The sequence below is a fragment of the Nocardia aurea genome, from assembly GCF_003123685.1.
In the GTDB taxonomy this organism is placed as follows: Bacteria; Actinomycetota; Actinomycetes; order Mycobacteriales; family Mycobacteriaceae; genus Nocardia; species Nocardia aurea.
This window is the reverse complement of sequence record NZ_QCYJ01000018.1, coordinates 21,701-34,524: the sequence shown is the minus strand read 5'-3', so window position 1 is coordinate 34,524 and position 12,824 is coordinate 21,701. Positions and strand designations below refer to the sequence as shown.

The 12,824-nt window shown below is 67.8% G+C and carries 9 protein-coding genes and 1 pseudogene; 4 read left to right on the top strand and 6 right to left on the bottom strand.

Annotation, left to right across the window (positions count from 1 at the left end):
• Positions 1-29 precede the first annotated feature (29 nt).
• Positions 30-689, top strand: a complete 660-nt coding sequence (locus DAT37_RS04360) for a TetR/AcrR family transcriptional regulator (RefSeq protein ID WP_109523384.1) — start codon at positions 30-32, stop codon at positions 687-689.
• 69 nt (positions 690-758) lie between these two features.
• On the opposite strand, the gene DAT37_RS04355 is transcribed toward DAT37_RS04360, so the two are convergent.
• The gene (locus tag DAT37_RS04355; RefSeq protein WP_109523383.1) at positions 759-1,223 is read right to left on the bottom strand and encodes a DUF7144 family membrane protein; all 465 of its coding nucleotides are present in this window, start codon (positions 1,221-1,223) and stop codon (positions 759-761) included.
• Between the two features lie 144 nt (positions 1,224-1,367).
• Positions 1,368-1,718 carry a hypothetical protein gene (locus DAT37_RS04350; protein ID WP_109523382.1) on the bottom strand — a complete coding sequence of 117 codons (351 nt, stop codon included), beginning with the start codon at positions 1,716-1,718 and terminating at the stop codon, positions 1,368-1,370.
• Positions 1,719-2,162: 444 nt separating this feature from the next.
• Between DAT37_RS04350 and DAT37_RS46335 the strand changes: the two are divergent.
• Both DAT37_RS46335 and DAT37_RS04345 read left to right on the top strand, forming a co-directional pair.
• Positions 2,163-2,444 (top strand): annotated as a pseudogene (locus DAT37_RS46335) (AfsR/SARP family transcriptional regulator); the annotation flags it as partial.
• A gap of 9 nt (positions 2,445-2,453) precedes the next feature.
• Entirely contained in the window at positions 2,454-5,534 is a 3,081-nt protein-coding gene (locus DAT37_RS04345; RefSeq protein WP_232839514.1) for an ATP-binding protein, read from the top strand.
• Positions 5,535-5,549: 15 nt separating this feature from the next.
• On the opposite strand, the gene DAT37_RS04340 is transcribed toward DAT37_RS04345, so the two are convergent.
• The 4 genes from DAT37_RS04340 to DAT37_RS04325 form a co-directional block, all read right to left on the bottom strand.
• Entirely contained in the window at positions 5,550-5,747 is a 198-nt protein-coding gene (locus DAT37_RS04340; RefSeq protein ID WP_109523380.1) for a hypothetical protein, read from the bottom strand.
• A 76-nt stretch (positions 5,748-5,823) separates the two neighbouring features.
• Positions 5,824-6,402, bottom strand: a complete 579-nt coding sequence (locus DAT37_RS04335; RefSeq protein WP_232839513.1) for a hypothetical protein — start codon at positions 6,400-6,402, stop codon at positions 5,824-5,826.
• A gap of 143 nt (positions 6,403-6,545) precedes the next feature.
• Entirely contained in the window at positions 6,546-6,968 is a 423-nt protein-coding gene (locus DAT37_RS04330) for a MerR family transcriptional regulator (protein WP_109523378.1), read from the bottom strand.
• A 97-nt stretch (positions 6,969-7,065) separates the two neighbouring features.
• Positions 7,066-9,114: a M3 family metallopeptidase gene (locus DAT37_RS04325; protein ID WP_109523377.1), complete on the bottom strand. Its 2,049-nt coding sequence runs from the start codon at positions 9,112-9,114 to the stop codon at positions 7,066-7,068.
• A 225-nt stretch (positions 9,115-9,339) separates the two neighbouring features.
• Between DAT37_RS04325 and DAT37_RS04320 the strand changes: the two genes are divergently transcribed.
• Positions 9,340-12,819 (top strand): serine/threonine-protein kinase, encoded by a 3,480-nt coding sequence (locus DAT37_RS04320; RefSeq protein WP_109523505.1) that lies wholly within the window; start codon positions 9,340-9,342, stop codon positions 12,817-12,819.
• Positions 12,820-12,824: the final 5 nt, after the last annotated feature.

Genomic DNA, 12,824 nt, shown 5'->3' with positions numbered 1-12,824 from the left:
CCGAGGCCGCTCGGTACGGAGGTGTTCCGATGACAGCGCTCCCGCCGGCACAGCTCGGTCGCCGGATGCGCAATATGCGCGAGAAGCAGGCGCGCATCCTCGACGCGGCCACCGCACTGTTCGCCGAGCGCGGGTACGCCGGTGTCACGGCCCAGGAGATCTCGGACCGGGCCGATATCGCCGCGGGCACCCTGTTCCGCTACGCGGCGACCAAGGGTGAACTCCTGCTCATGGTGTACAACGCGGAATTTCGCGAGGCGCTCGACCGCGGTGAACACGCGGCCGCGGCGCACGACGATCCGGTCGGCGCGGTACTCGCGATGGTTCTCCCGATCCTGGGCGCCGCGGACCGGCACGTCGAGAACAGCGTGGCCTACCAGCGGGAACTGCTGTTCGGTCCGCCCGCCGAGACCTATCGCACGGAAGGTACGGCGCTGATAGCGCAGCTCGAAACTATGGTCGCCACTCGTTTGCTGTCCGGCTCGACCGGGCCTGCTGCCGTGGGGAGTGAGATCGAACGTCGCGCCCTGCTGGCGGGCCGCGGTGTCTTCGCGGTGCTCCATCTGATCCTCGCGTCGCCGTCCGAGGGCGCGTATTCGGATCGCGTCCCGGACCTGCGCGATCAGATCGCCCAGATCGTCGCGGGTTTCTACGCGACGGCCACACGGACACCGGAGGGGCGCGAGTAACGCCACGCCCGGCGGGATCGACCACGACGCGGTTCGGTCGGACGTGTTCCTCGTGCCGAGCCGCGTCGGTCAGGCCTCGCGAAGTTCCGTGGCCCCCGTCGCCGGGCGCAGCGGCGCCGGACGCCAGGCCGCGATCGCCCAGACGACGACGATATCGATCGCGATGACGAGTATCGACCACGCCGGATAGCGCGGTAGCGCGAGAAAATTCATGATGATCGACAGCACCGCGAGGCAGATCGCGGCGTATCTGCCCCACATGGTGCCGGTGAGCAGACCGATCGAGCAGAGCGCCAGAACGGCGCCGAGGGCGATGTGGATCCAGCCCCACGACGTGGCGTCGAACTTGTAGATGTATTCGACACCCGCGCCGTAGAACTCGTCGTCCAGCAGGGCGGAGAGGCCCTCGAAGAACGAGAGCATCGCGGCGGTGAACAGAAGTATCGCCGTGGCGAGGGATGTGCCTTCGACGATCCGTTGCCGAAGGGGATGCCCGGCGCCGGCAGGTGGTTCGAGATCAGACGCGTAAGTCATGGTCGACCTTTCCTGTTCCGCTGTGAATCGAAATGGGGTGTTATTCCTGATCCATTCTTTCGGCGAGCGCTCTGTCGAATCGGTGGACGGTATTTTCCGAGGGTGGCGGGTTCCGGCGCCCCCGGTCGCGGACGCGCGTCGGGATCAGACCGCGGCGAGCGGGACGAACGGTCCGTAATCGCGGACGTGCCCGTCCATCCACTCCCACACCGAGGTGCTGTCGACGGCGACGCCGCGTTGCAGGCACAGCCGCCAGCCGACGGTCGTCTTCTGCCAGATATCCCCATCGCAGTCGCGATAGAGGCCGGTGCGCGCCGGTTCTCCCGCCTCGGCCGCCCCTTCGGCCTGCGTGGTGTCGACGGGTGCGGCGTAGCCGAGCAGGCGATCGGTGAGTGCCACCGTCTGCTCGGCCAGTCCGAGCAGACCCGCGAGGATGGCGGCACGGTCCGGAGCGACGAGCGGCTGCGCGGTACGTACGTCGGACGAATCCATCATGGGAACTCCTGAGTCGAGGAAATGTGTTCCGGCCAATTATCCGACGGCGCGCTTCCAGATGCCTTCCGCGCCACTTCCATTCGGCTTCCATCATGGTTCGATACCGTTTCGTGATATCTTGCCCGACCGTGATCCGGGTGGCGCATGAATAGAGTATCGGTATTCCTCGGGTGTTCGGGATCCGAGGGCTCGGCGGATCCGGGCGCGGCCGAAAAAACGCGATGTGTCATGTATTGGTGGATCATCTCGGCGCCGTCGCGCAGTCCGTCCGCTATATGGCTGGTTCCGATCCGGCGGTAGGTGTTCTTGTGTAGCAACGTGTTTGCCGACACATCCGGATCACTACCGTTTGTAAATTCTGGTACTCACAGGTAATTTGACGGACAATCATGCAAACTAAACGGTAGTTTTTCGAATATCCGGCGGTTGGAGGGGCGTCGTGCCATGACGGAGCTACAGGTTCGAGTGTTCGGCCCGCTGCGAGTCTCATTGGATGGCCACGCAGCCCGTATCGGAACGGGACGGCAGCAAGCCGTACTCGGTCGCCTTGTCCTCGCAGGTGGGAAAACGATCGCGGTCGACAGACTGGCCGAGGATGTCTGGGACGGTGCGCCGCCGGCCCAGGCCGCCGCTGTTCTACAAGTTCAAATACATAATCTCAGAAGGGTTCTCGAACCCACGCGAAGACCGCGCACGCCCGCCAGGATCCTCGTCTCCGAGGCGGGTGGATACGCGTTGCGATTGGACGCGGGCAGTGTCGACGCGTGGCGATTCGAGGAGTTGCTGCGGCTGTATCAGCTAAAGGCGCACAGCGTGAACGACCGTCCGACGGCGGGCGAGCGGTATCGGATGCTCGACGAGGCATTGAATTGCTGGCGCGGCAATGCCTTCGAATCTTTCCCAGGCGCCTCATGGGCCACAGCCGAGGTAACGCGGCTGACCGATCTGAGAATTTCGGCGACCGAGATGCGGGCCGAAGCCGCGCTGGAACTCGGTCGCGTCGGCGAAGTGATCGCGGTTATGCGACAGCAGGTCGAGGAAAATCCCGGACGTGAAGAGAGCGCGCGACTGCTCGCTTCCGCCCAATACCGTGTCGGTCAGCAGGTGGAAGCGCTGGCGACACTGCGCCGCACCCGTGAGTTTCTGCGATCCGAATTCGGGATCGACCCGGGCCAGCGGCTGAACGACCTCGAGTCGGCCATCCTCAATCAATCGCTGGAGTTCCATCGCGATGTCGGCGCCGATAATTCGATCTCCCTGCGGAATCCGCAGGTGGGAGCCGGTATCAGGCCCGGTAGGGCCACCGTCGCGACCGCCGCCGTCTTCTATCCGCGCCAACGCGCGGCCATTCAGGCGACAGCGACCGAGACGCGGGCGGACGGCCTGCGTGTCATCTGGTTGATGGGTGAATCCGGTACGGGGAAAACGGCGCTCGTGGCGGGAGTGCTCGGCGGTCTGGCCGCCGAGGGGTGGACGACCGCCTCGGGGCAATGCCCGGAGATCGACGGCGCGCCGCCCGCGTGGGTGTGGACGGAGATCCTTGCCGAACTCGGCGGCGCGCCCGACCCCGCCGAATCCAGGCAGGGGCCGATAGATCCGTTCACCATCGCCCAGGCGGTCGCGTCGAGGTGCCGTGAACTCGCGGGCGGGGGACCGGTCGCCATCGTGCTGGAGGACGCGCACCGTGCCGAAGCCGCGACCCTACAGGTCCTTCGGCAGCTGGCGACCTGGCTGCACCGGGAGCCGGTCCTGATCGTGATGACGGTGCGCGGTTCGGAACTGACACCGCTGTTGCGGGCCACCGAGGCGGCGATCGCGGACCGGACCACCGAACGGGTGCAGCTGTCCGGGCTCGACCTCGCCGGGACGCGTGAGATCACCCGTCAGGTCGGTCTGGCCTCGATCGACGACGAGACCTTGCGCGTGCTGCATAGACGTACCGGCGGCAATCCGCTCTTCATCCGGGAATTGTCGAAATTGCTTGCAGCGCGGGGGGATCTGGTCGGTCTGCCGGAGAGTATCCGCGCGGTGCTGATCGAACGGATCGAGCGTTTGCCCGCGGGCGTGCTCGCGGTACTGCAACATCTGGCCGTGTGGGGCAGGGCGGTCGATATCGACACCCTCGCCGAGTTGTCGGGCGTCCCCGAGGAAAGTCTGGTCGACCTCATCGACACCGCGGCGGCCGCCGACCTCGTCACCTTCGACGGATGCGGCCGGATCATGCCCGACCACCCGCTGATCCAGGATTCGGTCTACGACAGCATTCCGCCGCTGCGCCGCAGTCGGATGCACTGGAACGCGCTGGCGCTCATGGAGAGTCGTGAGCCGGGCGGCGGAGCGGACCTGCGCGAGGCCACCGCGCTGGCGTATCACTCGGCGCGCGGGGCGACCAGGACCACCGCGCGTCACGCCCTGGAACACGTCACCGCCGCAGCGCGGATCTGCGACAGTCTCGGCATGCGCGGCGACGCGACGCGGTGGTGGCGGGCCGCGGTCGGATTGCACGAATTGGCCGACCACACCATGAGTTCGGCCGCGCGGGCCGAACGGGAGAGTTTGCTCGACACGCTGTGCGCCTTCACCAACGCGCTCGCGTTGGACGGTCGGGTCCGCGCGGCCAGGGCGGTCCAGGAACGGGCGCTCGGCCTGGCCGAGAGTCTGTCCGGCCACGATCAGGTGGTCCGCGCGCTGACCTGCTGGCGCGCGCCGGTGGTGCACGGCATCCGGGACTGGTATCCGCGTGACAGCCGGGTGCGCGACGCCTTGGCCTCGGCCATCGCGCGGGAGAACTCGCGTCACGACGAGGCGTGGTTGCTCGTCGCCCTCGTCTTCGAGACCCCGACGGGCGTCGGCATCGATTCGGCGCGTCAGCGGGCCGCACGGGCATTGGCGACGGCCCAGGACAGCGGTGACCTCGAATTGTTCTGTGCCGCGCTCAATGCCGTCGCGTACACCACGGTGGGATCGGCGCGGCTGGATCGGTGGCGCGTCCTCGCCGACGATCTGCTGCGCGTATCGCTGGACGCGCGGTCGCTGGACTACCAGGCGCTGGCCCACTACATGCGCTTCCGGGTGGCCTGCCGCGACGTCGACCTCGCCGAGGCGACCAGACATGCTGTGCGTGCGCTCGAATGCGCGATTCGCGGCGAATCCCAGCAGTTGCTCTGCCAGTTGATCGCCTTCCCCGCGGTGGTGCGGGTGCTGCGCGGTGAGCTGAGCGCCGCCGAATCCGACTATCGACGTTTCGGCGCGGCCACGACCAGAACCGGGATCACCGACGAGGAGGCGATCCGCATGACGGGCGCGGTCACCATCGCGTGGGCGCGCGGTGACCTGTCGGTCGTGCTGAACCGGGTGGCACGGTGGTTCGTGGCGGAACCGGAGCTGGTCGCCCAGCTCTACGTCCTCGCGCTGATCCACGCGGGCGATTCCGTCCGGGCCCGCGCGATATTTCGCGAATACGACCGGGTCGCCGACGGTTTCCACTGGCAGGTGATGTCCGCGTTTCGCGGGTACGCGGCGGTGGCGCTCGGTGAGATGGACGCGGCGGGCGAGATCTACGACGCGTTGCGTCCGCATTCCGGCACCTTCATCGGATTGGACAGCGGTGTCACCACTTTCGGTCCGATGGACGGTCTGCTGGCCGATCTGGCCGAACTGCGCGGCGACTCCGACACCGCGGCGGCCATGCGAGCGGCCGCGGAAACGCTCGTCATCGACGTGCGCAGATCGCTGGATTCCCTTGCGCCGCTGCTCGACTCGATCGACGAACGGTGCGGCGGATCCACTTCGGACAAATCGGAGCGTCTGCGCTGAATCGCCCGTTCTCGGCTACTCCTCCGGGAACGGGATCAGTTCCAGATGTTGGGCGGCGGGCGCCGTACCGGTTCCGAGTCCGGAAACCGGGCTGACACCGCCGCGATGCGCGGCGAGCCACTGCCCGCACACACATCGCAGATAGCGGACCGAGCCGTGCGACGACACATACATCGGTGCGGGCCATGAGCAGGTCGGGCAATCGGCGGCCATGGCGCCAAGCCTGGATAACGACCGCCGGTATTGCAAAGACCGCCTCGGCGTGGCGACCGGTCGGAATCGTGTCGATTCAGCAGTAGTGACACACGCCACTGGCGGGCAGTTGAATGAAACACTCTCCGCAGACGCGCTGACGGGTCGGCTGAGCGGTCTCCTCCTGCGGCGGTTCCGGCTGCGCCGTCTGGGCCGGGCTCGTGGCCTCGGCGGCGGGCGCCGTCATCGTCGTCATCCGCCTGCGGGCCGCCACCTTGGGGGTGAGCGGCGGGACGGCGCCGTCGGCGGGCATACCGGCGCCGAAATGCTGGTAGCACTGCCAGCGCGCGTAGGCGGCGTGCAATTCGAGATCGTCCGGGATCGGGAGCCCGGCCAGTTCCAGGACGTAGCGGTAGGCGTCACCGACGGTCTGGTTCTGCCGCACGCACAGCGCGGTCAGCGGCGGCTCGCCCGCGCGGTGGCAGCGTCGCGCCACCTTGCGCAGGATGGCGTCGATCCAGGTGCGGGTCGGTGCCTCGGTCTGGACTCCCGAGGTCTCCTGCACCTGCTCGGCCAATTCGTTGACGGTGATGAAATGTCCGTAGCCGGTGGCGGTTTCGGACAGCACCGCATGGGCCGCGAGCGCCCACGCCACCGTCGCATCCCGGAATGGCACCGCCGTTCCGTCCGCCGTTCGCCTTGCCCCTGCCGTCGTCGCTACGGATGCCCTCGTCACCCGAATAATTTAACCCCTCGCTTTCTCGCGAATCGACCGGGCTCCCGGCGCGGGGGCCCGCCGGGGGTGTCGGCGACGAGGTGCTACGCGCCCGGACGCAGACCGATCGGGGTGAGTTCGCATTTCGGCGGCGCGGCGGGCCGTCGGTCCACAGTCGGTTCCCCCGGCGCGTCCAACCGGGTGCGAATCCACTCCCTGACATCGCGCAATCGCGCGATCCTGTCGTCGAGTTCGCCGAGCTTCCTGCGGTAGACCTCCGACGACGCCGGACAGGAATCGCCGGTGGGGAATCCGGCCCTGAGGCATTCCACGAACGGCCTGATCTCCTCCAGGTCGAATCCGCAGTCCTGAAGGGTCCGGATCTGGCGCAGGACCAGCAGATCGTCCTCGTCGTAGACCCGGTAGCCGCTGTCGTCGCGCCGCGCGCTGAGCAATCCGCGCGATTCGTAGTACCGCAGCGCGCGCGTGGTGGTCGCCGAGCGCCGGGCCAGCTCTCCGATACGCATCCGTGAGTCCTTCCCTGGCGAGGCATCCCGATGCCCGACATCGACGCTAGACATTGACCTCGACGTCAAGGCAAGGCGAAAAATTCCCGCGCGGGGCTCAGCCGCTCAGACCACGCCTGGCCAGCAGCGGCTCGATATCGGGGGCCCGGCCGCGGAAACTCTCGAAGGCCGCCAGCGGATCGACCGAGCCACCCCTGGCCAGCAGCGCGCGACGGAAGATCTCGCCCTTCTCCCTGATCGACGCCGACCCGTCCTCGAACCACGCGACGGTGTCGGCGTCGAGCACTTCGCTCCAGATGTAGGAGTAGTAGCCCGCCGCGTAGCCACCGGAGAAGATGTGAGCGAAGTAACCCGTCCGGTACCTCGGTGGAATCGCGGCGATGGCGAGTCCGGCTTTGCGCAGTGCTTCCTCCTCGAACGCCGCCGCGTCGGTTCCCGCCAGCGCCTCCGGATTCGGCACCCGGTGCCAGGCCCAGTCCAACAGCGTCGCGCCCAGATACTCCACCGTCCGGAAACCGGTCCCGAACCGTTCGGCGGCCTCCATCCGTTCGAGGAGTTCGGCGGGCATCGGCTCGCCGGTCTCGACGTGGCGGGTGTAGTTGGCCAGCACTTCCGGGCGCGACATCCACATCTCGTTGACCTGCGAGGGGAATTCCACGAAATCGCGCGGCACCTCGGTACCGGCGAAGAACGGGTAGCGCACATCCGAGAACAGCCCGTGCAGTGCGTGCCCGAACTCGTGGAACAGCGTCCGCACGTTGTCCCAGCTGAGCAACGCGGGCGTACCCGCCGGTGGTTTCGCGATATTCAGGTTGTTCACCACCACCGCGCGCGTTCCGAGCAGCGTGGACTGCGCGACGAGTTCACTCATCCACGCCCCGCCGCGTTTGGACGGCCTGGCGAAGAAATCGCCGAGGAAAAGGCCGAGGGCGCCGCCGTCGGCGTCGAATACCTCGAAGACCCGCACATCAGGGTGGTAGCCGACCAGATCGGTCCGCTCGCGCAGGGTGATTCCGAATACCAGCCCCGCGGCGTGGAACACACCGTCGATCAGGACGCGTTCCAGTTCGAAATAGGGCCGCAAGGCCTCGGCGTCGACCGAGAAGCGTTCGGCCCGAACCCGCTCGGACCAGTACTGCCAATCCCAGGCGCGCAGTTCTGCCTCCGCGCCCGCACCGCGCATCGCCTCGGCCAACTCTCGCGCCTCGCGGTCGGCATTGGCCACCGCGGGCCCGACGAGCCGCCCGAGCATCTCCTCGACGGCCTCCGGGGTCTTCGCGGTCTGATCCTGGACCGCGTACGCCGCGTGATCGGCGAAGCCGAGCAGTGCCGCGCGCTCGGCCCGCAGTGCGGCGATCCGCACGGCGAGAACGCCGTTGGTGTCCTCGTCGAAGCCACGGCTCAGTGAGGCGTTCATCACTCGGCGGCGTACATCCCGGTCGGCCAGTTCCGCGAGGACCGGCTGATTCGACACGTTCTGCAACCGCAGCGCCCATGCCCCGTCGTATCCCAGATCACGGGCGTTGCGGGCCGCGGCCGTCACCGCCGCCGCGGTCAGACCGGCCAGTTCGTCCTCGCGGTCGAGTACCAGCGCGGCCGCGTTGGTCGACTCGAGCAGATTCTGTCCGAATTCGGTGGCCGCCGAGGCCAGTTCGGCGTTGAGTTCGCGCAGTCGCGCCTGTCCCTCGGCGTCCAGTCGCGCGCCCGCGCGCACGAATCGAACGCGGTACTGCTCGAGCAAGCGGAGATCTTCGGGGTCGCCGTGGCCCTCGACTTCGCCGCGACGTTCGTAGAGCGTCTCGATCCGGGCGAACAGGGCCGGGTCCAGGTAGATCGCATCCCGGTGCGCGGCCAGGCGCGGCGCGATATCGGCCTCGATCGCCTTGGTGGCGTCGGTCGAATCGGAGGCGGCGATGGTGAAGAACGCGTTGGCGACGCGCGTGAGCAGCGCGCCGGAACGTTCCAGCGCGACCACGGTGTCGGCGAAGGTCGGCGTGGCCGGACCCGAGGTGATCGCGGCGATCTCGGCGAGCTGCTCGGCCATACCGCGCTCGAACGCGGGCAGGTAGTGCTCCTCCCGTATCTCCGCGAACGGAGGCAGCTGATAGGGGAGCGTGCTCGGCGCGAAGAACGGATTGCTCGTCATATTCCGACCATATGCCCGCGACGGTCCGAAATATTCCGGACGGTCGCCACCGTGCCGGTTCGCTCACGAGTAGCGGTATCGGATCCGGCTGCGCGCAACGGTTGTCGGGCACCTCGAGGTGGGACACGCTGGTACGGAGCTCACCCGGCGCGCCGCCGCACCGCGCGCGACGGCCGTGACGGGAATATGCTCGAAGAACAGGTCGATTGTTGTATCGGGGTCGTCGTGGCGAATATCGATCCACTCTCCACGCAACGCGACTCGACGTCAGGGTTCGCGGCGGAACTCGTCGCGGCCGGATTCGCCGAGGCCACCGAGATCGGCCGTGGCGGATTCGGCGTGGTGTACCGATGTCTCCAGGCCGCGCTCGGCCGCGCGGTGGCGATCAAGGTGCTCACCGCCGACCTCGAATCCGAGAATCTGGAGCGGTTCGTCCGCGAACAACTCGCGATGGGAAAACTGTCCGGCCACCCGAATATCGTGAGCGTCTTCGAAGTCGGATCGACCGCGACCGGTCGGCCCTACATCGTGATGCCGTACCACTCGCACGGTTCGCTCGACACCAGGATCCAGGAGCACGGCCCGCTCGGCTGGCAGGACGCCCTGCGGATCGGGGTCAAGATCGCGGGCGCGCTGGAGACGGCCCATCGTCGCGGCATGCTGCACCGCGACGTGAAACCGGGCAATATCCTGCTGACCGAATACGGTGAGCCGCAACTCGCCGATTTCGGCATCGCCAGGCTCTCGGGCGGATTCCGGACCACGGCGGGCACCATCACCGGCTCGCCCGCCTTCACCGCGCCCGAGGTATTGCAGGGACATGTTCCCGACGCCACCGCCGATATCTACAGTCTCGCCTCGACCCTGTTCTGCGCGAGCACCGGCCACGCGGTCTTCGAGCGGCGCAGCGGGGAACAGTTGGTCGCGCAGTTCCTGCGCATCACCCGGCATCCGATTCCCGATCTCGGTGAGGCCGGACTGCCCGCCGACGTCACCGCCGCGATCGAGACCGCCATGGCCCGCGAGCCGGGCGAACGACCGGCCACCGCCGCGGAATTCGGCGAATTGTTGCGCGAGATCCAGGACCGGCACGGTCTGCCCGCCGACGACATGCCGCTGCCGCTGCCCACTGTCGAACCCACGGGAGGGCGCCTCGCGCTGACCACGACGGCACAGCGCAGACGGCGCACCTCGGGGCCGCATTCCCCCCCGGCGATGACACCGCCCGTGCCCGCCACCCGATTGCGTCCGCCCGCGGCGACCCGCCCGCTCGTCGAGCGCCCGCGCCTGATCGAGCTGCTGCGCCGGGGCGGCGACCGCAGGCTCGCGATCATCCACGGCCCCACCGGATTCGGCAAGACCACGTTGGCCGCGCAATGGTGTGCCGCGCTCACCGCCGAGGGGGTCGCGGTGGCCTGGCTCACGGTGGACCACGACGACAACACCGTCGTCTGGTTCCTGTCCCATCTCGTCGAAGCCATCCGGGCGGTGCGGCCTTCGCTGGCACGCGAACTCGGCGTACTGCTCGAGGAACACGGCGACGAGGCCGAGCGCTACGTGCTGACCTCACTGGTCAACGACATCGACAGCGGTGGTGAGCAATTGGTCGTCGTCATCGACGACTGGGACCGGGTGAGCGATCCGGCGACCGCGCGGGCGCTGCGGTATCTGCTCGAGAGTTGCAGTCCCGCGCTGCGCGTCGTGGTCACCAGCCGTCGACAGACCGGTTTGCCGATGAGTTCGCTGCGCTCGCGCGACGAACTGGTCGAGATCGGGCCCACCGCACTGCGTTTCGAGGTCGACGAGGTGCACACGCTGCTCGTCGACATCGGCGGACTCGACCTGGATCTCGGTGATGTCGAGGATCTCGCCGAATCGACCGAAGGGTGGGTCGCGGCGCTGCAACTCGCGGCATTGTCACTGCGCGGCAGCGCCGATCCGGGCGAGTTGATCAGACATCTGACCGGTCGTCATCACGCCATCAGCGCGTTCCTGGTGGAGAACGTGCTGGACACACTCGAACCGGGCACGCTCGAATTCATGGTCGCGACCTCGCTCACCGAGCGCATCTGCGGTGAACTGGCCGCGGCGCTGACCGGGGTGGCCGACGGGCAGGCGATGCTGGACAGCATCGAGCAGCAGGACCTGTTCCTGCGCAAACTCGAGGACGGACAGTGGTTCCGGTACCACCACCTGTTCCAGGATTTCCTGCGGCAGCGGCTCGAACGCGACCGGCCCGAGCGGATCGGCGAACTGCATCGCGTGGCCTCGCGCTGGCTCGCCGAACACCGGCACGTCAGCGAGGCGGTCGACCATTCGCTGCTCGCCGGTGACGAGTCGCGCGCGGTCGAGATCGTCGAGCGGGACGGCATGTCGTTGCTCGAGTACGGGCAGTTCTCCAGTCTGATCGCCCTGATCGCCAAACTCCCGGCGACCGCGGTCGAGACCCGTCCGCGACTCCAGTTGAATCTCGCGTGGGCCAATATCCTGCTGCATCGCGCCGCACCCGCCGAACAGGCGCTGCGGCAGGCCGAAATGCGTCTGGATCAGCTCGACGCGGACTACGACACGATCGCGCGTCTGCGCGCCGAGGCCGGGGTTCTGCACGCGGTGGTGACGATTCGCGCCGATGTGCTCGTCGGCATCGAAGACCGGCTCGCGCCGTGTTTCCACCGCGCCGACGAACTGTCGCCGTACGTGGTCGCCGTCGCGGCCAATGTGGCGAGTCTGGCGGCGGGCTACCGCTGCGATTTCGAGGAGGCGCTGCGGTTGCACCGGTGGGCGGCCCCTTACACCCGGCGCAACAGGGGTTTCTACAACACCGTGCACGGGCTGTGTTTCCTCGGGCTGGCCGCGAGCCTGCAACTGGATCTGGTGCGCGCCGAGGACTATTTCCGCAAGGCCATGAAAATCGCCAAGCGGTCCGGCGGCAGCCATTCCTACGGCGCCAGGCTCGCCGGTTCCCTGCTGGGCGAACTGCTCTACGAGCGCGGTGAGATCGTCACGGCGGAGCGATATCTCGACGAGGGCTACAAATTGGGCCCGGACGCGGGCGTCGTCGATTTCAAACTCGCCCGCTACGTGGTGGGAGCCCGCATCAAGGCCCTGCTCGGTGACCGGGCCGCCGCGGTCAGGCGGCTGAACGAGGGCGCGCGGGTGGCCCGCGCGATGTCGCTGCCTCGACTGCGCGCCGAGGTGGAGAACGAGCGGTTGCGCCTCGGCCTGCCCCCGCATCCAGAATTCGGCGGACTGCCCGTCGTCGATCACGCACATCGCCGCACGCCCGTCGACCCGATCGACGAATTCACCGTCCTGTACGAGGAATTCACCGCTATCAGACTGCTGCTCGCCGAGGAGTCCGCGTCGAGTACCGCGCTGGCGCGCACGTGGGCCCAGGAATGGGTGGACCGGCTCGAATCGCTGCACCGGCCGCGCGAACTGCTCAAGGCCCGTCGTCTGCTGGTGGCCTGCCTGGCCGCCGACGGCCGCGTGGACGCCGCGAAGAAGTTGCTCGCCACCGTGAGCGCCCAGTGCGCCGAACTCGGGTCGGTCCGCTACCTGCTCGACGGCGGTCCGCATGTCCTCGCGACGCTGGCCGCCCTGTACGAGGACCAGTTGGCGGGCCGGTGGGATCCGACCTGGCCGGAGGTTCCCGCCGCGTTCCTGCGGACGCTGATCGAGGCCGACGCCGCCCAGACCATCTGAGTCCC